General features: G+C 72.5%; 13 protein-coding genes and 1 rRNA gene. 6 read left to right on the top strand and 8 right to left on the bottom strand.

Features of this window, described 5'->3' with window-relative positions; all coding sequences use genetic code 11:
• Nucleotides 1–21 precede the first annotated feature (21 nt).
• Nucleotides 22–732: a lysophospholipid acyltransferase family protein gene (locus JQX11_RS18745; RefSeq protein ID WP_204926266.1), complete on the bottom strand. Its 711-nt coding sequence runs from the start codon at nucleotides 730–732 to the stop codon at nucleotides 22–24.
• 150 nt (nucleotides 733–882) lie between these two features.
• A complete protein-coding gene (gene ileS / locus JQX11_RS18740; protein WP_204926265.1) occupies nucleotides 883–4,029 on the bottom strand; it encodes an isoleucine--tRNA ligase in 3,147 nt (1,048 codons plus the stop codon).
• A 320-nt stretch (nucleotides 4,030–4,349) separates the two neighbouring features.
• On the opposite strand from ileS, the gene JQX11_RS18735 reads away from it, so the two are divergent.
• The 3 genes from JQX11_RS18735 to JQX11_RS18725 are packed head-to-tail and all read left to right on the top strand — an operon-like array spanning nucleotide 4,350 to nucleotide 6,926.
• Nucleotides 4,350–5,360 carry an ABC transporter ATP-binding protein gene (locus tag JQX11_RS18735; protein WP_204926264.1) on the top strand — a complete coding sequence of 337 codons (1,011 nt, stop codon included), beginning with the start codon at nucleotides 4,350–4,352 and terminating at the stop codon, nucleotides 5,358–5,360.
• Nucleotides 5,357–6,127, top strand: coding sequence for an ABC transporter permease (locus tag JQX11_RS18730; RefSeq protein WP_307826246.1), 771 nt, complete (start codon nucleotides 5,357–5,359; stop codon nucleotides 6,125–6,127). Before JQX11_RS18735 ends, JQX11_RS18730 begins: the two co-directional genes overlap by 4 nt.
• Before the next feature lie 10 nt (nucleotides 6,128–6,137).
• Nucleotides 6,138–6,926: an ABC transporter permease gene (locus JQX11_RS18725; protein WP_307826245.1), complete on the top strand. Its 789-nt coding sequence runs from the start codon at nucleotides 6,138–6,140 to the stop codon at nucleotides 6,924–6,926.
• Between the two features lie 16 nt (nucleotides 6,927–6,942).
• Here the strand turns inward: JQX11_RS18725 and JQX11_RS18720 are convergent, their stop codons facing one another.
• Nucleotides 6,943–7,725 carry an alpha/beta fold hydrolase gene (locus JQX11_RS18720; RefSeq protein ID WP_204926263.1) on the bottom strand — a complete coding sequence of 261 codons (783 nt, stop codon included), beginning with the start codon at nucleotides 7,723–7,725 and terminating at the stop codon, nucleotides 6,943–6,945.
• A gap of 141 nt (nucleotides 7,726–7,866) precedes the next feature.
• Between JQX11_RS18720 and JQX11_RS18715 the strand changes: the two genes are divergently transcribed.
• A complete protein-coding gene (locus tag JQX11_RS18715; protein ID WP_204926262.1) occupies nucleotides 7,867–10,311 on the top strand; it encodes a glycogen debranching N-terminal domain-containing protein in 2,445 nt (814 codons plus the stop codon).
• A gap of 42 nt (nucleotides 10,312–10,353) precedes the next feature.
• Here JQX11_RS18715 and ndk read toward each other — a convergent pair whose 3' ends face one another.
• Nucleotides 10,354–10,779, bottom strand: coding sequence for a nucleoside-diphosphate kinase (ndk, locus tag JQX11_RS18710; RefSeq protein WP_204926261.1), 426 nt, complete (start codon nucleotides 10,777–10,779; stop codon nucleotides 10,354–10,356).
• Between the two features lie 141 nt (nucleotides 10,780–10,920).
• Between ndk and JQX11_RS18705 the strand changes: the two genes are divergently transcribed.
• On the top strand, nucleotides 10,921–12,363 hold the full coding sequence (locus JQX11_RS18705) for a VOC family protein (protein WP_204926260.1): 1,443 nt from the start codon (nucleotides 10,921–10,923) through the stop codon (nucleotides 12,361–12,363).
• A gap of 6 nt (nucleotides 12,364–12,369) precedes the next feature.
• On the opposite strand, the gene JQX11_RS32600 is transcribed toward JQX11_RS18705, so the two are convergent.
• The 3 genes from JQX11_RS32600 to JQX11_RS18690 all read right to left on the bottom strand — a co-directional run bounded on the left by JQX11_RS32600 (nucleotide 12,370) and on the right by JQX11_RS18690 (nucleotide 16,882).
• Nucleotides 12,370–12,903: a DUF4233 domain-containing protein gene (locus JQX11_RS32600; RefSeq protein WP_232378161.1), complete on the bottom strand. Its 534-nt coding sequence runs from the start codon at nucleotides 12,901–12,903 to the stop codon at nucleotides 12,370–12,372.
• Nucleotides 12,900–14,171, bottom strand: a complete 1,272-nt coding sequence (locus JQX11_RS18695; protein WP_232378176.1) for a bifunctional folylpolyglutamate synthase/dihydrofolate synthase — start codon at nucleotides 14,169–14,171, stop codon at nucleotides 12,900–12,902. Before JQX11_RS18695 ends, JQX11_RS32600 begins: the two co-directional genes overlap by 4 nt.
• Before the next feature lie 92 nt (nucleotides 14,172–14,263).
• Entirely contained in the window at nucleotides 14,264–16,882 is a 2,619-nt protein-coding gene (locus tag JQX11_RS18690) for a valine--tRNA ligase (RefSeq protein WP_204926258.1), read from the bottom strand.
• Nucleotides 16,883–16,952: 70 nt separating this feature from the next.
• Between JQX11_RS18690 and JQX11_RS18685 the strand changes: the two genes are divergently transcribed.
• Complete coding sequence (locus JQX11_RS18685) at nucleotides 16,953–17,636, top strand: hypothetical protein (protein ID WP_204926257.1); 684 nt, start codon at nucleotides 16,953–16,955, stop codon at nucleotides 17,634–17,636.
• Nucleotides 17,637–18,522: 886 nt separating this feature from the next.
• On the opposite strand, the gene rrf is transcribed toward JQX11_RS18685, so the two are convergent.
• Nucleotides 18,523–18,639, bottom strand: a 5S ribosomal RNA gene (gene rrf, locus JQX11_RS18680).
• Between the last annotated feature and the right edge of the window lie 94 nt (nucleotides 18,640–18,733).

The raw sequence follows: 18,733 nt of genomic DNA, 5'->3' as shown, positions 1-18,733 counted from the left end.
GGTCGGGTGCGGGCGCGGCGGTCAGGCCGGGGCGCTGCCGGCGGTGGGCGTACCGCCCGAGGTGGGCTCGGCGCGGCGGGGGGCGTACCGGGGGACGTACTCCTGGCCGGTGAGCTTCTGGATCTCGGCCATCAGCTCGTCGGTCATCTCCCGCAGCGAGGTGCGGTCGTCGGAGCGGCCGGTGAAGTCCAGCGGCTTGCCGAACCGGATGACGATCTTCGCCTTGCCGGGGCGGGGAATGCGGGTGCCGATCGGCTGGACCTTGTCGGTGCCGGTCACCCCGACCGGGATCACCGGCACCCCGGCCGCCACCGCCAGCCGGGCGGTGCCGGTCCGTCCCCGGTAGAGCCGGCCGTCGGGCGACCGGGTCCCCTCGGGATAGACGGCGACCAGGTCACCGCCGCGCAGCGCGGGGATGGCCGCGTCGAACGCGGACAGCGCGGCCCGGCCACCGGCCCGCTCGACCGGGATGGCCCCCAGGCCGGTGAGCACGAACTTGGACAGCGCGCCCTTCGGGCCGGTGCCGGTGAAGTACTCCGACTTGGCCCAGAAGGCGAGGTGCCGGGGAACGACGGTGCCGAGCAGCAGCTCGTCGGCGACGGAGAGGTGGTTGCCCGCGAAGATCGCGCCGCCGCTCGCCGGAATGTGCTCCAGCCCCTCCACGACCGGGCGGAACGCGAGCCGCATCGCGGGTCCCACGGTGAGCTTGCCGATGGTGTAGAGCAGCGGCACGGGTCCTCCGGCGGTCGTACGGTGAAACAGGCGGTGTCACGGTAGCGGACGGACGCCCGTAGGACCCAACGGGTGCACGCGCGTCCGCCTGCTGGATGGCGCGGGTGGTCGGTGGGTCCCGGCCCGTCGGGCCGGGACCCACCGACGTCCTCACACCGGGCGGACGGTCACCGTCACCCGCTCGCCGTCGCCGACCTCACCGGCGAAGCCGTCGACGCCGTCGGCGAAGTCCACCGTGTCGGCGAGCACCTCCCGGGCCACGAACCCGGTGTACGCCGACACCGCCGCCCGGACCTGCTCGGAGGCCGACACCGACACCACGATCCGGTCGGAGATGTCCAGGTCGGCGTCCCGGCGGGCCTGCTGCACGACCCGGACCACGTCCCGGGCCAGCCCTTCGGCGGCCAGTTCCGGGGTGACCTCGGTGTCGAGCACCACCACGCCCTCACCACCGGGCAGCGGCGCGGAGTGCTCGGCGTCGGCGGCGACCAGGCGCAGCTCGTACTCGCCCTCGGCGAGGGTGACCCCGGCGGCGACCGGAGCGCCGTCGCGCAGCTCCCACTCCCCCGCCTTGACCGCCCTGATCACCTGCTGCACCTGCTTGCCGACGCGGGGGCCGAGCGCCCGGGGCACCACCGTCAGCACCTGCTGGCAGTAGCTGGCGACCTCCGCCGAGAACGCCACCTCCTTGACGTTGACCTCGTCGGCGACCAGGTCGGCGAACGGCCGGAGCTGGTCGGCGACCGGGGAGGCCACGGTCAGCTTCGGCAGCGGCAGCCGGACCCGCAGCCCCTTGGCCTTGCGCAGCGACAGCGCCGCCGAGCAGACGTCCCGGGTGGCGTCCATCGCCGCGACCAGGTCGTGGTCGGCGGGCAGGTCCTGCGCCGACGGCCAGTCGGTCAGGTGCACCGACCGCTCGCCGGTCAGCCCACGCCAGATCTCCTCGGCGGTCAGCGGGGCCAGCGGCGCCACCACCCGGCAGAGCGTCTCCAGCACGGTCCACAGCGTGTCGAACGCGTCGGCGTCGCCCGACCAGAACCGGTCCCGGGAGCGACGCACGTACCAGTTGGTCAGCGCGTCCAGGTAGGACCGGACGGTGCCGCACGCCCCGGAGATGTCGTACGCGTCCATCTGCGCGCCGACGGTCTCCACCAGTTCCCGGGTCTTGGCCAGCACGTACCGGTCGAGCAGGTGCGTGCTGTCCACCCGCCGCCGGGCGGTGTGCCCGTCGGCGTTGGCGTAGAGCGAGAAGAAGTACCAGACGTTCCACAGCGGCAGCAGCACCTGCCGGACGGCGTCGCGGATCGCCGGCTCGGTGACCGGCATGTCGCCGCCGCGCAGCACCGGCGAGGACATCAGCATCCAGCGCATCGCGTCCGAGCCGTACGCGTCGAAGACGTGGTAGACGTCCGGGTAGTTGCGCAGGCTCTTGGACATCTTGCGCCCGTCGGAGCCGAGCAGGATGCCGTGGCTGAGGCAGTTGCGGAACGCCGGCCGGTCGAACAGCGCGGTGGCCAGCACGTGCATGGTGTAGAACCAGCCCCGGGTCTGCCCGATGTACTCGACGATGAAGTCGCCCGGGTAGTGGTGCTCGAACCAGTCCGCGTTCTCGAACGGGTAGTGCACCTGGGCGAACGGCATCGACCCGGACTCGAACCAGCAGTCCAGCACCTCCGGCACCCGGCGCATCATCGACCGACCGGTCGGGTCGTCCGGGTTGGGGCGGACCAGGTCGTCGACGGCCGGCCGGTGCAGGTCGGTCAGGCGTACGCCGAAGTCCCGTTCGATCTCGGCCAGCGAACCGTAGACGTCCACCCGGGGATAGGTGGGGTCGTCGGACTTCCAGGCCGGGATCGGCGAGCCCCAGAACCGGTTGCGGCTGATCGACCAGTCCCGGGCGTTGGCCAGCCACTTGCCGAACGAGCCGTCCTTGATGTGGCCGGGCGTCCAGTTGATCTGCTGGTTCAGCTCGACCATCCGGTCCCGGAACCGGGTCACCGCGACGAACCACGACGACACCGCCTTGTAGACCAGCGGGGTGTCGCAGCGCCAGCAGTGCGGGTACGAGTGGGTGTAGGTGTCCTGCCGCAGCACCACCCCCCGCTCCTTCAGCTCCCGGATAACCGGCTTGTTGACGTCGAAGACCTGCTCACCGGAGTACGGCGGGACCAGCGCGGTGAACCGGGTGTGGTCGTCCACGGTGACGATCGTGGGGATGCCGGCGGCGTTGCAGACGTTCTGGTCGTCCTCACCGAAGGCCGGGGCGAGGTGCACGATCCCGGTGCCGTCCTCGGTGGTGACGAAGTCCGCGCCGAGCACCCGGTAGGCGTTCTCGCCGGCCTGCTCGACGAGGAAGTCGTAGAGCGGGGTGTACCGCCGTCCGACCAGGTCCCGGCCGTACACGGTGCCGACCTGCTGGTAGCCCTCCAGCTCCTTGGCGTACGCGCCGAGCCGGGCCGCGCCGACGACGAACCGTTCCCCGTCGCGGTCGAGCACCGCGTACTCGATGTCGGGGCCGACGGCGAGCGCGAGGTTGGACGGCAGGGTCCACGGCGTGGTGGTCCAGACGCCCAGCCTGACCGGCCCACGCAGCAGCTCCGGGGCGGATTCGTCGGCGGTCAGCCCGAACCACACGGTAAGCGTCGGGTCGTGCCGGTCGCGGTAGACGTCGTCCATCCGGGTCTCGGTGTTCGACAGCGGCGTCTCGCACCGCCAGCAGTACGCCAGTACCCGGAAGCCCTCGTAGACCAGGCCCTTGTCGTGCAGGGTCTTGAAGGCCCACATGACGCTTTCCATGTAGTCCAGGTCGAGGGTCTTGTAGTCGTTGGTGAAGTCGACCCAGCGGGCCTGCCGGGTGACGTACCGCTCCCAGTCCTGGGTGAACTCCAGCACCGAGGAGCGGCACGCCTCGTTGAACCGGGCCACCCCGAGGTCGAGGATCTCCGCCTTGCTGGTGATGCCGAGCTGCTTCTCGGCCACCACCTCGGCGGGCAGGCCGTGGCAGTCCCAGCCGAAGCGCCGCTCGACGTGCCGGCCGCGCATGGTCTGGTAGCGCGGCACCACGTCCTTGACGTACCCGGTGAACAGGTGTCCGTAGTGCGGCAGGCCGTTGGCGAACGGCGGGCCGTCGTAGAAGACGTACTCGTTCTTGCCGTCGTCGCCGGCCGGCCGGGCCGTCACCGACGCCTCGAAGGTCTGGTCGGTGCGCCAGTGCTCCAGGACGCGGCGCTCGACGTCGGGCAGGTCCGGGCTCGCCGGGACGCCGGCGGCGGTCGGGTCGTGCAGCGGATAGCCCATCGGGGGTCGGTCTCCTCTGGCAGCTCACTGGTCTCGTGGTCTGCGAGGACGAGCCCGCGCCGGTACGTCGTGGTCGACGCCCCGGGCCGGGCCCGCGGTACCACCCCGCTTGACGGTCAGGATCGACCGCCCGCTCGTTGGCCGGCTGTGACGGGCCGCCCCGTCCGGTTCTAGTCGGGCCCTGCGGGCCCTTTCTTCCGGAGGCTCACCGGTGATGGCCGGGTCGTCGCCTGTACCGGCAAGGATACTCGACCTGTCCGGGTCGCCGCCGCCGAGTAACGGGGGTGCGGGCGGCCGGGCCGGCCCATAGATTCGCGGCCATGGGTGAGCACGCGATCGAGGCGGTCGGGCTGCACCGCAGCTACCGCAGCCGGACCGGATGGTTACGACCACAGCGCCGGGAGGTGCACGCCGTCGCCGGGGTGGACCTCGCGGTCGGCCACGGTGAGCTGTTCGGCCTGCTCGGCCCGAACGGCGCCGGCAAGACCACCACCATCAAGCTGCTCAACACCCTGCTCGTCCCGACGGCGGGCACGGCGAGGATCTGCGGCTTCGACGTGGTCCGGCACACCCGCGAGGTGCGCCGTCGCATCGGGTACGTCTTCGGCGGCGACCGGGGGCTCTACGACCGGCTCTCCGCCCGGGACAACCTGCGCTACTTCGCCGAGCTGTACGGCGTGCCGGGCCGGGAGCAGAAGCGCCGGATCGCCGAACTGTTCGAGCTGGTCCGGTTGACCGGCCGGGAGGACGACCGGGTCGAGGGCTACTCCCGGGGGATGCGCCAGCGGCTGCACATCGCCCGGGGGCTGCTGCACCGGCCCCGGGTGCTGTTCCTCGACGAGCCGTCGATCGGGGTCGACCCGGTGGCCGCCCGGGAGCTGCGACAGACCGTCGCCGACCTGGCCGCCACCGGCACCACCGTGCTGCTGACCACGCACTACATGGCCGAGGCCGACGAGTTGTGCGGCCGGATGGCGGTGATCGCGGGCGGCCGGATCCAGGCCCTGGGCACTCCCGCCGAGCTGCGCCACCACGCCGACGGCCGGCGGGTGCTGGAGGTGGAGGCGTACGGGGTGACCGACGGGCAGCTGGCCGCGATCCGGGCCCGGCCGGGCGTACGCGAGGTGAGCCTGGCGGTGCACGGGGCGGCGCAGGTCCTCGGGGTGCAGTCCGACGCGGGGGTGGACGTGCAGGCCGACGTGCTGCGGGAGCTGGACGGGGTACGGCTGGGCCGGGTGACCGCCCGACAGCCCACCCTGGAGGACGCGTACGTGGCGATCGTCAACCGGGCGGCGGTTCCGACGCCGGTGGCCGGGCCGGTGCCGGCGTGAACACCGTGCGGATGATCGCGGTCGGTGCGCTGCTGCACGTCAAGCAGCTCAGCCGTTCCCCGTTCGAGATCGCCATCGCGTTGATCGTCCCGGTGGTGCAGGCGACCCTGGCGGTCTACCTGTTCCGGGCCGGCGGTGAGCCGGACCGGCTACTGGAGGCGGCGGTCGGTGCGGGCCTGATGGGGGTCTGGTCGACGGTGCTGTTCGGCTCCGGCGGGGCGATCCAGAACCAGCGCTGGCAGGGCACCCTGGAAATGATCATGTTGGCGCCCCGGTCGCCGGCGTTGGTGCTGCTGCCGGTCACCCTGGCCACCGGCATCACCGGCACGTACGCGATGCTCGCCACGCTGGCCTGGGGCCGGCTGCTGTACGGCATCCCGCTCGACTTCGCCCACCCGGTGGCCTTCCCGGTGGCCGTCGCCGGCTGCATCGCCGGGCTGGGCATGTTCGGGCTGCTGCTGGCGTCCGGCTTCGTGCTGCTGCGGCACGCCAACGCGCTGGCGAACATGCTGGAGTACCCGATCTGGTTGGTCTCCGGGATGCTCGTGCCGGTCACCGCGCTGCCCGGCTGGACCGGGCCGGTCGCCGCGGTGCTGCCGACCACCTGGGGTGCCCGCGCGGTGCACGAGGCCGCGTCCGGCGGGCCGGTCTGGCCGGCGCTGGCCGTCTGCCTGGCGATCAGCCTGACCTGCCTGGCCGCCGGCTGGGCCCTGATGACGTACGTCGAGCGCCGGGCCCGGGTCACCGCGACCCTGGCCCTGGCCTGAGGAGGCACCGGTGGGCGCGCTGCTGCGGCTGGTCGGGGTGGGCGGGGTCATCGCCTACCGGGCCCTGTTCAACTGGACCACCCCGTCGATCTTCGTGGGCACCCTGCTGGTGGGCCCGCTGTTCCAACTCTTCTTCTTCGCCTACCTGGGGCGGGAGTTCGGGGTCGCCGACGACCGGTTCTACATCGTCGGCAACGCGGTGCTCACCGCCGCGCTGGCCTGCGTCTACGGCGGCACCATGGCGGTGGCCAACGAGCGGCGTTTCGGCACCCTGGGGCACGTGCTGCTCTCCCCGCGCAGCCGCACCGCCATCTTCCTCGGCCGGGTGCTGCCGTACGCCGGCAACGGCCTGCTGATCGCGGCGAGCACGCTCACCGTGGCCGCGCTCCTGCTCGGCCTGCGGGTCCCGGCCACCGCCCTGCCCGGCCTGCTGCTGGCGCTGGCCACCGCCGCGCTGGCCTGCGGTTTCTTCGGGCTGACCCTGGGGGCGCTGGGGTTGCGCTTCCGGGACGTCTTCCTGATCTCGAACGTGGCGGTGGCGCTGCTGCTGCTGTTCACCGGGGTGAACGTGCCGGCCGACAGCCTGCCGGCGGGCATCCGTGCGGTGGGCGCGGTGCTGCCGATCACCCATGCCGCCGACGCGGCCCGGCGGCTGGCCGGCGGTGCCCCGCTGGGCGACGTCCTGCCGGCGATCGGAGCGGAGCTGGCCGTCGGGGTCGGCTACGCCGTGCTGGCCGCCGGTCTGTTGACGGTCTTCGAGGCGGAGTCCCGTCGCCGCGCCTCGCTGGACACCCTCTGAGGCGGTGCGGGCGACGCTAGTCGGTGACCTCCAGGTAGCGGTCGACCATCGCGTCGACCTGCGCCGGCACCTGGAGCTGCACGAAGTGCCCGGAACCCACGGCCTGCCCGATGAACGCCTGCGGGGCGAGTTCGGCCAGCCGGGCGTAGTCGGCGAACGGGGCGTTGCTGCCCACGAAGAGCAGCGGGCGGTCCCAGCGGCGCAGGGCGGCCACGTCCTGCTCGGCGGCGATCCAGTCGGCCAGCCCGGCGATCGGCGCGTACGCCACCTCGGTCGACGGGCGGGCGGTGGCCGCCACCACCCGCTCCACCAGGCGCGGGTCGGAGTACGGCGGGAAGTACGACCTGACGATCGACTCCCGGACCGCGCCCGAGGTGTCCTCCCGCAGCGACGCCGCCACCTGGGCGATCGCGGCGGCGGAACCGGGTGCCCCGGCCACCGCGGAGTCGAGCAGCCCCAGCCCGGCGAACCGGTCCCGGTCCCCGGCGGCGGCCTGCAGTGACCAGACCCCGCCCAGGCTGTGCCCGATCACGAAGACCCGGCGCAGGTCGAGCGCGGCGGCGAAGGCCCGCAGGTGACCGGCCATCGCGGTGACCGCGTAGCCGTCGGCCGGGGGTGGGCTGGCCCCGTGGCCCGGCATGTCGACGGCGATCACCCGGTCCTGGCGGGTGGCCAGGTGCCGGGCCAGGGGCATCATGAAGTCGTGGTCGCAGCACCAGCCGTGCACCAGCAGGAAGGTGCCGCGCCTGCCGTGCCCGTACGTCCAGTACCGCATCCCGGCGGCAGTCTGCCCGTCCATCGTCGAACCCTCCCCGGCGTTTTCGCAGGTAGTGGCGTTCTTCCACTTAAGCGCGCCCGGTCGGTTCGGGCACGGCGTATTGTTCCTTTTGGCACACCTGGACCTTTTTCGGGTGGCGCAGTGGTGGGACGGGAGCGGGCCGTGGACGGGCGGATCGACGAGTTCTTCGCCGCCCTGGTCGCCGACGGCCGGGGCCGGTTGCCCGTCGCCCCCAGCGGACTGCTCCGGTTCGACGTCGTCGCCGAGGGCGGCGAGACCGCCACCTGGTTCGTCCGGCTCGACGGCGCACAGATCCAGGTCGCACGCACCGGCGAACACCCCGACTGCACGGTCGAGGTCCGACCCGAGGCGTTCGTCCGGCTGCTGGCCGGCCGGGACAACATGGTGTCGATGCTGCTGCGCGGCGACGCCTCGGTCGCCGGCGACCTGGCGCTGCTGTTCACCTTCCGGCGGCTGCTCCCGGTCGCCGCCGACAGCGTCGGCACCGAACCCGCCGCCGAACTGGTCCCCCACACCGCCTCCGGTGTCATCGGGCTGCACGAGGTCACCAGCGTCTTCGCCGGGAACATGTTCATGATCAGCGAGAAGAACGGAGACGTGCGGGCCACCCCGACCTCCCCGCTCGGGCTCTTCTCCTTCGACACCCGGTTCCTGTCCACCTGGGCGCTGACCATCAACACCGAGTCCCTCTCGGTGCTCTCCGTCGACGACGTCGCCACCTACGAGGCGAAGTTCGGACTGGTCCCCGGCGAACCCACCCACTACGTCAACGCCACCACCTCCGTGCTGCGGCACCGCTGGGTCGGTCCGGAGTACGAGGAGGAGATCACCCTGTTCAACTACGCGCCGGAACCGGTGCGCTACGTCGTCCGGCTCGACGCGGGTGCGGACTTCGCCGAGGTACTGGAGGTCCGCGACGGCTTCCGCCGGGCCCGGCCGGTGACCGCCGCCATCGCCGACGACGCGCTACGGCTGCACTACAAGCGGGCCGGCCTGCACCGGGAAACCGTGATCACTTCCAGCACGCCGGCCGCGCTCGACGAGCACGGCCTGACCTGGACGTTCACCGTCGACCCCCACGGCACCTGGTCCACCCGGCTGCGGGTGCTCGCCCTCCTGCGCGACCTGCACCGCCGTGACCTGCGGGAACGGCTGACCAGTTCGGTGGGGCGCAGCCAGCATCAGCGGGGCCGGGACATCAGCGCCCGCACCGCCGGGGTACCCCGGCTGCGCGCCGACCACAAACCCCTGCAGCAGGCGTACGAGTACGGCGTGCGGGACCTGGCCGCGCTGCACTACCCCGGGCTGAACTTCCAGACCGCGCTACCCGCCACCGGGCTGCCCTGGTCGATGGCGCTGCTCGGCCGGGAGAGCCTGGTCAGCAGCTTCCAGGCCCTGCCCTTCATGCCCGAACGGGCGGTCAACACGCTGCGCATCCTGGCGCTGAGCCAGGGCGTCCGGCACGACCCGTTCCGCGGCGAACAACCCGGCAAGATCGTCCAGGAGAGCCGGTACGGCGACTCCGGCGCGTTCAACGACACCCCGGAGTCGGCCAGCTTCAGCGCCGCCGACACCACCGCCGCCTTCGTCATCCTGCTCGACGAGTACGAACGCTGGACCGGCGACGCGGAACTGGTACGCCGGTTCGAGTTCGAGATCCGGGCCGCCATCGGCTGGCTCGACCACGACGCGGACCGGGCCGACAGCGGCTACGTCTGGTCCACCCGACGCCCGACCCGCACCGGACCGCAGAACGAGAGCTGGCGCAACTCCGCCGACGCGATCTGCTTCGCCGACGGCCGACCGGCCACCTACCCCCTGGCGATCTGCGAGATCCAGGGGTACGCCTTCGAGGCCCGCCGCCGGGCCGCCCGGATGGCCCGCCGGTTCTGGGACGATCCCGCCTGGGCCGACCGGCTCGAACGCGACGCCGCCCGGCTGCGGGACCGGTTCGACCGGGACTTCTGGCTGCCCGACCAGGGCCACTACGCGGTGGCGGTGCAGCTCGACGGCGTCCCGCTGGACTCCCTCACGTCCAACATGGGACAGCTGCTGTGCACCGGCATCGTCGCCCCGCACCGCGCCGAGCAGTTGGTGGCGCACCTGATGTCCCCGGCGCTGTACTCCGGCTGGGGCATCCGCACCCTGGCCAGCACGGCAGCCGACTACAACCCGCTGGGCCACCACACCGGCGCGGTCTGGCCCTGGGAGAACTCGCTGATCGCCTGGGGGCTGCGCCGGGCCGGGTTCCGGGCGCAGGCCGCCCGGGTCGCCACCGGGCTGCTCGACGCCGCCCGGCACTTCCAGGGCCGGCTGCCGGCGTACCTCACCGGCTACGACCGGGCCACCACCCACGTCCCCGTCCCGCACGGCTTCACCGACAGCCCGTACGCGCCGTCGGCCGGAGCGCCCCTGATGCTGCTGCGCGCGCTGCTCGGGCTGGAACCGTACGAGGACCATCTCGCCGTCGACGCCGCGGTCCCCGAGGAACTGGGCCAGATCGAGCTGCTCGACATCAGGGGCCGCTGGGGGTACGCCGACGCGCTCGGCCGGGGTCGCCCGTTCCGCGACCGCCCGGCCACCTGACGCGGCTCCGCGCCCCTGGGCCGCCGGCCGGGTGTCCCGGGGTCAGCCCAGGGCGGGGAACCAGAGCGCGATCTCGCGCTTGGCGCTGTCGGTGGAGTCCGAGGCGTGCACCAGGTTCTCCCGGTTGGACAGCGACAGGTCACCCCGGATCGTGCCGGCGGCGGCCTTACGCCCGTCGGTGCTGCCGATCATCGCCCGGACCACCTCGATCACCTGGTCGCCGGAGAGCACCAGCGACACCAGCGGCCCGCTGGTCATGAACGTCTTCAGCGGCGGGTAGAACGGCTTGTCCACGTGCTCGGCGTAGTGCTGGTCGGCGAACCCGCCGTCGAGCGTCCGGATCTCCAGCGCGTCGATCCGCAGGCCCTTGCGCTCGAAACGGGAGATGATCTCGCCGACCAGGCCACGACGCACGGCGTCGGGCTTGATCAGTACGAGGGTGCGCTCATCCGGGCTGCTGCTGGACACGCTGGGTTCCTCCTGTGCGCACAAGGCGGTTCGGCTGGGTACGGTCAGCCTAGCGACCCGGTACCGGCACCGGCGCGGCGGCTGCTCTTTCCCTCGGTCGCCGCGCGGCCTAGCCTGGCTCTGACCCCTGGGAGGTCCACTGTGGCGAATGGCGGGAACCGCACCATCGCGCCGGTACGCAAGCTGATCGCCGCGGTGCTCGGCACCGTGGCGGTCTTCGTCGTCCTGTTCGGGCTGGGCATGACCAGCTGGGCCATCGTCGCGCTCGGCGTGGCCCTGGTCGTGCTCGCCGTCGCCCTGGGCACCGTACGCGGCGGCGGACGCACCTGGGTGGTCGGCGTCGGGCACGTGCACAGCGCTTCCGAACCCCCCACCCAGTACTCCTTCGGCCGGTGCGAGCTCCAGTTGGTGATCGACGCGCCGGGCCTGCCGCCCCGGTCCAAGAAGATCATCGAGCCCCGGGTGCCGGTGGCGAAGTGGCCGTCGCTGGGGCAGACCCTGCCGATCCGGGTGGCCCTGGACGACCAGCGGCACGTCCGCGTCCTGTGGGACGAGGTGCCGACCCACACCGAGGCCGCCGCGGGCGTGACCGACCTGCCCCCGGAGTACGCCGACGCCGAGCCGCTCGACGACCTGCTGATCCAGCAGGAGGCCCCGCCGTGGGCGGGCCGCACGGCCGACGACGACTTCCACGACGAGTTCCGGGACGACCTGCGCGACCCGCCGCCCGCCGACCCGGTCCGGGCCGATCCGCTGCGTCCGGAGCCGCCGCACCCGGACCCGGTCCGAGCCGAGCCGCTGCGCGACGACGTGGAGGTACTGACCGACGAGCGGGAGCGGGTGGTGGTGCACCAGCGGCCGGGCGGCCCGGTGGTGCTGGAGGGCACCCTGGTCGAGCAGCCGGCGACCGGCCAACTCCCCCGCCGCGCCACCGCCCCCACCGCCGCCGCTTCGACCGCCGCCGCGTCCACTGCCGCCACCGGCCCTGCCGGCACCACCACCCCCACCGGTGCCGCCGCCGGCCCGGCCACCGCTGCGCCCGCCCCCCGGCCGCCCGCCGAGGAACGGTTCGACGCGCCGATCCTCGACCCGGTCGACGTACCGCTGGACGGGCCCACCACCGGTGACGGCCGGCTCGACCCCGACCTGGACGAGGCGATCTTCGGGTACGACCCGGCTGCCGCGACCGCCGGGGGCGACGACGCGGCCGGCCCGATCAGCGGCGTCGGGCTGACCCTGCTGGTCACCGACCTGTCCCGTTCGCTGGACTTCTACCGGGACCTCGGCTTCGAGGAGTTCGACCGGGGCACCGGCAACGCGGTGCTCGCCTCCGGGCAGACCCGGCTGGTGCTGCGCGAGGTGACCGGGGCCGCCCCGATCAGCCGCCGGCTGGTCCACGTCAACCTGGAGGTGGACGACATCGAGGCGGCGTACCGGCGGCTCAAGGACACCGGCGTCCGGTTCACCTACGCGCCCCGGGTGGTCAACCGGGGCACCAAACTGGAGGTGTGGGCCGCCGCCTTCCGGGACCCGGACGGGCACGGCATCGCACTGACCCAGTGGCGGGAACGCGCCGAGGCGTGACCCGGCTCAGCCGAGGATGACCCGCCGCACGTGCAACGCGTACGCCCAGACCAGGGCGAAGATGACCCCGAGCCCGAACAGCGACCAGTGCAGCAGGCCGGCGAGCAGCAGCAGCCCCTGCAACACGGTGCCCGCCGACCAGGCCCACGGGCGTCGCATCAGGCCGGCCAGCAGCACCGCCGCCACGGCCAGCGCCACGGTGGCCGCGATCGCCGCCCCGCCGAAGTGCCCGCCGACCAGCCGGATCGGCTGGATGGCCAGCAGCAGCACCAGCGCTTCCAGGCCGAGCGTCCCGGCCCCGAGACCCCGGACGGCCGCCTCGGGGTTACGCAGCCCCGAACGCCGCCCGGCCGGGCCGGTACGGTCGGACGTTCCGCTGCCTACGGCCGGGTCCGTGTCCTGCGCCGGGCCGGTGCCTGCGGTCGGGGCGGTGCGGTCGGGTGTTCCGGCACTTCCGGCCGGGCCGGCGCTTCCGGCCGGCTCCGGGGGGTCGGCAGGGCGGCGGTCCGGGTGCGGGCGGCCCGGGGTCGGGCCGGTCATCGCTTCAGCAGCCGTCGGGCGTCGGCCACCGTCACCACCGAACCGGTGACCAGCACCCCCACCCCGGCCAACTCGCCGGGCACGTCGTACTCGGCCTCGGCGACGGCCGCCTCGATGGCATCCGGCATCGAGTCGGCCACCTGGACCCGGTCCGGCCCGAAGACCTCCCGGGCCAGCTCGGCCAGCTCCTCGGCCGGCATCGCCCGGGGTGAGGAGTTGCGGGTGACGACGAGCGAGTCGAGCACCGGTTCCAGCAGCTCCAGCAGGCCGGCGGCGTCCTTGTCGCCGAGCACGGCGAGCACCCCGACCAGCTTGCTGAACGCGAACTCCTCCTGCAGCGCGGTGACCGTGGCGGCCATCCCGTGCGGATTGTGCGCCCCGTCGAGGAGCACCGTCGGGGCGTTGCGCACCTTCTCCAGCCGGCCCGGGGAACTGGTCGCGGCGAAACCCTCCCGGACGGCCTCGACGTCGAGCTGCCGCTTCGCCCCGGCCCCGAGGAACGCCTCGACGGCGGCCAGCGCCACCGCCGCGTTCTGCGCCTGGTGCGCCCCGTGCAGCGGGAGGAACACCTCGTCGTACACCCCGCCGAGGCCCTGGAGGGTCAGCACCTGGCCGCCGACGGCCACCGCCCGGCGCAGCACCCCGAACTCCGCGCCCTCCCGGGCGACCGTGGCACCGACCTCGGCGCACCGTTCCAGGATCGGCCGGGCCGCCTCCTCCTCCTGCGCGGCGGCGATGACCGTCGCCCCGGAGTGGATGATGCCGGCCTTGTGCAGGGCGATGTCCTCCAGGGTGTCACCGAGCCACTCGGTGTGGTCCAACCCGATCGGGGTGAGCACCGCCACCCCGGCCTGGAGCACGTTGGTGGCGTCCTCGGCACCGCCCAGCCCCACCTCCACCACCGCCACGTCGACAGGCGCGTCGGCGAACGTGGCGAACGCCAACGCGGTGGTCAGGTCGAAGTAGGTGAGCGGCTCGGCCGACCGCTGGTCGACCAGGTCGGCCAGCGGCTTCACCTCGCGGTACGTGGCGACGAAGCGGGCCTCGTCGACGGGCTCCCCGTCCAGGCTGATCCGTTCCCGGACGGTCTCCAGGTGCGGGCTGGTGTAGCGGCCGGTGTGCAGGCCGAAGGCCCGCAGCAGCGAGTCGATCATCCGGGCCGTGGACGTCTTGCCGTTCGTCCCGGTCAGGTGGATCGACGGGTACGCCCGCTGCGGGCTCCCCAGCAGGTCGAGCAGCATCTCGATGCGGTCCAGCTCGAAGTGCATCCGGGTGAACCCGCGCGCGGCCAGCTCGGCGTCGACGGCGGCGAACTCACCGCGCCCGGCCCCGGGCCGGCTGGTCTGATCGGTGCGGTCGGTCACGAGGGAAGCGCCTCCAGAGCGGCGTCGATGCGGACCAGGTCGGCCTCGGCCACCGCCAGCCGGTCGCGGATCTTCGCGACCACCGGCTCGGGCGCCTTCCCGACGAACGCCGGGTTGTCGAGCTTCGCCCGGGCCTGCGCGACCTCCTTCTCGGCCGCCGCCCGGTCCTTCGTGAGCCGGGCCCGCTCGGCGGCCACGTCGATCGACCCCCGGGTGTCCAGCGCCACGCTGACCTCACCGGGCATGGCGAGGGTGGCGCTGGCCTGGAAGTCGTCGGCCGGGGCGTCCAGCCGGGCCAGCGAACGGATCAGCGGCTCGTGCGCGGCGATCTGGACCCCGGCCAGCCCGTCCAGCCGGGCGGCCACCCGCTGGGTGGGCCGCAGCCCCTGGTCGGAGCGGAACCGCCGGATCTCGGTAACCACCCGCTGGACGGTGCCGACCTCGCGCTCCGCGGCGTCGTCCACCAGAGTACGGTCGGCGGTCGGCCAGGCTGCCGTCATGACGGTCTCGCCGCCGGTCAGTGCCGTCCACAGCTCCTCGGTGACGAACGGGATCACCGGGTGCAGCAGCCGCAGCAACTGGTCCAGCACGTGCCCGAGCACCCGGCGGGTGGCGTCGGCGGCCGGCCCGCCCTCGGCGAGCACCGGCTTGGCCAGCTCCACGTACCAGTCGCAGACGTCGTCCCAGGCGAAGTGGTAGAGCAGGTCGCACACCTTCGCGAACTCGTACGCCTCGAACTGCTCGTCCACCTCGGCGGTGACGTGCGCCAGCCGGGACAGGATCCACCGGTCGACGGTGGAGAGCCCGTCGGCGGCCGGCAGCGGGCCGGTGGTGTGCGCGCCGTTGAGCAGCGCGAACCGGGTGGCGTTCCACAGCTTGTTGCAGAAGTTGCGGGAGCCCTGGCACCACTCCTCGCTGACCGGGACGTCCCCGCCCGGGTTCGCGCCCCGGGCCAGGGTGAACCGGGTCGCGTCGGCCCCGTACCGGTCGACCCAGTCCAACGGGTCGACCACGTTGCCGAACGACTTCGACATCTTCTTGCCGTACTGGTCGCGGACCATGCCGTGCAGGGCGACCGTGTCGAACGGCTGCCGGCCGTCCATCGCGTACAGGCCGAACATCATCATCCGGGCGACCCAGAAGAAGAGGATGTCGTAGCCGGTGACCAGCACACTGGTCGGGTAGAACTTCGCCAGGTCCGGGGTCTGCTCCGGCCAGCCGAGGGTGGAGAACGGCCACAGGCCGCTGGAGAACCAGGTGTCCAGGACGTCCTCGTCCTGGACCCAGCCCTCGCCGGTGGGGGGCGTCTCGTCCGGGCCGACGCAGACGATCTCGCCCGTCGGGCCGTACCAGACCGGGATGCGGTGGCCCCACCACAGCTGCCGGGAGATGCACCAGTCGTGCATATTGTCGACCCAGGCGAAGTAGCGCTTGGCCAGCTCGGCCGGCTCGATCTTCACCCGGCCGTCGCGCACCGCGTCGCCGGCCGCCTTCGCCAGCGGGGTGGTGTTGACGAACCACTGCAACGACAGCCGCGGCTCGACCGTGGTACGACACCGCGAGCAGTGCCCCACCGCGTGCACGTACGGCCGCTTCTCGGCCACGACCCGGCCCTGCTCGCGCAGCGCCGCCACGATCGCCGGGCGGGCCTCGTACCGGTCCAGGCCCTGGAACGGACCGGGCGCGGTGATGACGCCCCGCTCGTCCATGATCGTCAGGGCGGGCAGGTCGTGCCGCTGGCCGATCTCGAAGTCGTTGGGGTCGTGCGCCGGGGTCACCTTGACCATGCCGGTGCCGAACGCCGGATCGACGTGCTCGTCGGCGACGATCGGGATACGCCGGCCGGTCAACGGCACCTCGACCTCGGTGCCGACCAGGTGCCGGTACCGCTCGTCGTCGGGGTGCACGGCCACGGCGGTGTCCCCGAGCATGGTCTCGGCCCGGGTGGTGGCGACCACCACGTCGTCGCTGTACCGGATCGAGACCAGCTCACCCTCGTCGTCGGTGTGCTCCACCTCGATGTCCGACAGGGCGGTCAGGCAGCGCGGGCACCAGTTGATGATCCGGTTGGCCCGGTAGATCAGACCCTCGTCGTAGAGCTTCTTGAACATGGTCTGCACGGCCCGGGACAGGCCCTCGTCCATGGTGAAGCGTTCCCGGTCCCAGTCGACCGAGTCGCCGAGCCGGCGCATCTGGCCGAGGATCGCCCCGCCGGACTCGGCCTTCCACTGCCAGACCCGCTCGACGAACTTGTCCCGACCGAGGTCGTGCCGGGACAGCCCCTCACCCGCGAGCTGCCGCTCCACCACATTCTGGGTGGCGATACCGGCGTGGTCCGTGCCGGGCAGCCAGAGCGCCTCGTACCCCTGCATCCGCTTACGGCGCACCAGCGAGTCCTGCACGGTGTGGTCCAGGGCGTGGCCCATGTGCAGCACACCGGTGACGTTCGGTGGGGGGATCACGATGGTGAACGGGGGCTTGTCACTCTGCGCCGACGCCCGGAAGTGGCCGGCGGCTACCCACTGCTCGTACCGTCGCTGCTCTACCTCGCCGGGCTGGTACTGGCCGGCAAGGGTCGGGGCGTCGGGGCGTCGGGCATCCAGTCTCTCGGTCACCTGGGAAAGTCTACGGAGCGCTTCGGCGGACCCGACGTGCGCCACCGGTCATTCGCGTACGGTGGCGAACATGTCCGACGCACATCTCACCGAGCGTCAGCTCATCGAGGGTCCCGAACCGGTCGAGCTGACCGACGAGCCGATCCGGTTGAGCACCCACGACCCGGAGCAGAGCCCGCAGGGGCGGGGCCCGGTGTCCCGACGCCGGCGGATCGCGCTCACCGGCGCGCTCGTGGTCGGCCTCGTCGGCGCCGCCGCGCTCGGCACCGCGGGCTGGCGCATCGCCCAGCAGAAGGACGTCCGGCTGGACCCGCCCGGCCACCTCGCCGGTCTCACCCGCGACGACTCCGACCGGGCCCGCAGCACCGCCGACTACCTGCGCGCCGGATTCGCCGCCGACATCGACCTGGACCGCAGCATCGGTACGGTCTACCGCGACCCCGCCGACGAGAAGCGGACGGTGCTGTTCTTCGGTGGCACCACGCTGCTCTGGCAGCCGGAACGCGACCTGGACAGCCTGTTCCGGTTGATGGCCGACGAGACCGGCAAGGTGACCGACCTCCGTACAGTGCCCGCCGGGAAGTACGGCGGCGTGATGAAGTGTGGTCGGACCAGCGGTGACGGTGGCGACTTCGCGATCTGCGGCTGGGCCGACCACGGCAGCGTGGCGATGGGCATGTTCGCCAACCGTTCCGTCGACGACTCGGCCGGCCTCTTCCGCCAACTCCGCGAAGGCATCCAGACCCGGGACTGACCGCCGCCGGCTCGCCCCTCGCCGCTCGCCCAGTTCGCCGCTCGCCCCTGGCCCAGCTCCCCGCTCGCCCCTGGCCCCGTTCGCCGCTGGCCCAGTTCGCCGTTCGCCCAGCTCCCCGGTCGCCACCAGGACGCCCTCCGCCTCCTCGACCCCCGGTTGCCCTCGCCGCCCCTGTCTCCCTCGGAGCCCTTGCGCTGACCGTGCCATGTCGGCGACGTTGCGCCTTTCCAGCCGAGCATTACCGCAACGTCGCCACCCAAGCGGTCCCTGTATACGGGGTCGAGCTGACCGCGCCGGTACTGGGGCGGTCAGGGTGATCGTGATGTCGCCGGCCGGTGGCCGTGCGGGGCTGCCTGCTGATGGGTGGCGGTAGGTCAGCTTGGCTTGGCGCTTGGTGTGCCGTCGTGGCGTGTCATGGTCGGTTGCTTCAGCGGTTGTTGATTACTCCGAAGTCGGGGATGTGGGGTATCCCGTGCTGGTCGGGACCGGGCCGGGGGCGGGTGTGGTCTGTGTCTGGGCGCGTGCCGCCCGGTATCGGGGATGTGGGCGTATTCCGTGCTGGGCTGGGGCTGGGCGCCGCTTTGTGTCTGGACTGCCAATCGCCCGTGTCGGGAAGGTAGGGGTATCCCGTGTCGGGATGGCCGCTTCTTCCGCCCACCAGCGCTCAGCCCACCAGCGCTCAGCCTTGGGGTCCTTGGGCCGGGGCGAGGGGTTCCGGAGGCGAGGGGTTCCGGGGGCGTGACCTTTCCGCGTCCGGGGCGGCTTGAGTTCCCGCCTTAGGTGGCGGGGGTTCTCCCACCGATGGCGGGGAGCAGTTCTGGGGGGAGTTGGTGTGGAATGCAGTTGAGGCCAACCCCTGTTCGGGGTTGGCCTCAACTGAAAGGTTGTCCGGCGGTGTCCTACTCTCCCACACCCTCCCGAGTGCAGTACCATCGGCGCTGGAGGGCTTAGCTTCCGGGTTCGGAATGTGACCAGGCGTTTCCCCTCCGCCATGACCGCCGTAACACTATGAACATATCAAACAACACACACACCCACACTGTGGGGGGTTGTTTGGTGTTTGTTCAGAGTTGCACAGTGGACGCGTAGCATATTCG

This window comes from Micromonospora humida (assembly GCF_016901255.1).
GTDB classification, from domain to species: domain Bacteria; phylum Actinomycetota; class Actinomycetes; order Mycobacteriales; family Micromonosporaceae; genus Micromonospora; species Micromonospora wenchangensis.
Note: the sequence above shows the minus strand (reverse complement) of the source record. Positions and strands in the feature narration are given on the sequence as shown.

Bases quoted from the DNA above. Each gene is read 5' to 3' on its own strand.
- ileS (WP_204926265.1), bottom strand. From the start codon at position 4,029: ATGGGCTATCCGCTGCACGACCCGACCGCCGCCGGCGTCCCGGCGAGC.
- JQX11_RS18735 (WP_204926264.1), top strand. From the start codon at position 4,350: ATGGGTGAGCACGCGATCGAGGCGGTCGGGCTGCACCGCAGCTACCGC.
- JQX11_RS18720 (WP_204926263.1), bottom strand. From the start codon at position 7,725: ATGGACGGGCAGACTGCCGCCGGGATGCGGTACTGGACGTACGGGCAC.
- JQX11_RS32600 (WP_232378161.1), bottom strand. From the start codon at position 12,903: ATGACCGGCCCGACCCCGGGCCGCCCGCACCCGGACCGCCGCCCTGCC.
- JQX11_RS18695 (WP_232378176.1), bottom strand. From the start codon at position 14,171: ATGCACTTCGAGCTGGACCGCATCGAGATGCTGCTCGACCTGCTGGGG.
- JQX11_RS18685 (WP_204926257.1), top strand. From the start codon at position 16,953: ATGTCCGACGCACATCTCACCGAGCGTCAGCTCATCGAGGGTCCCGAA.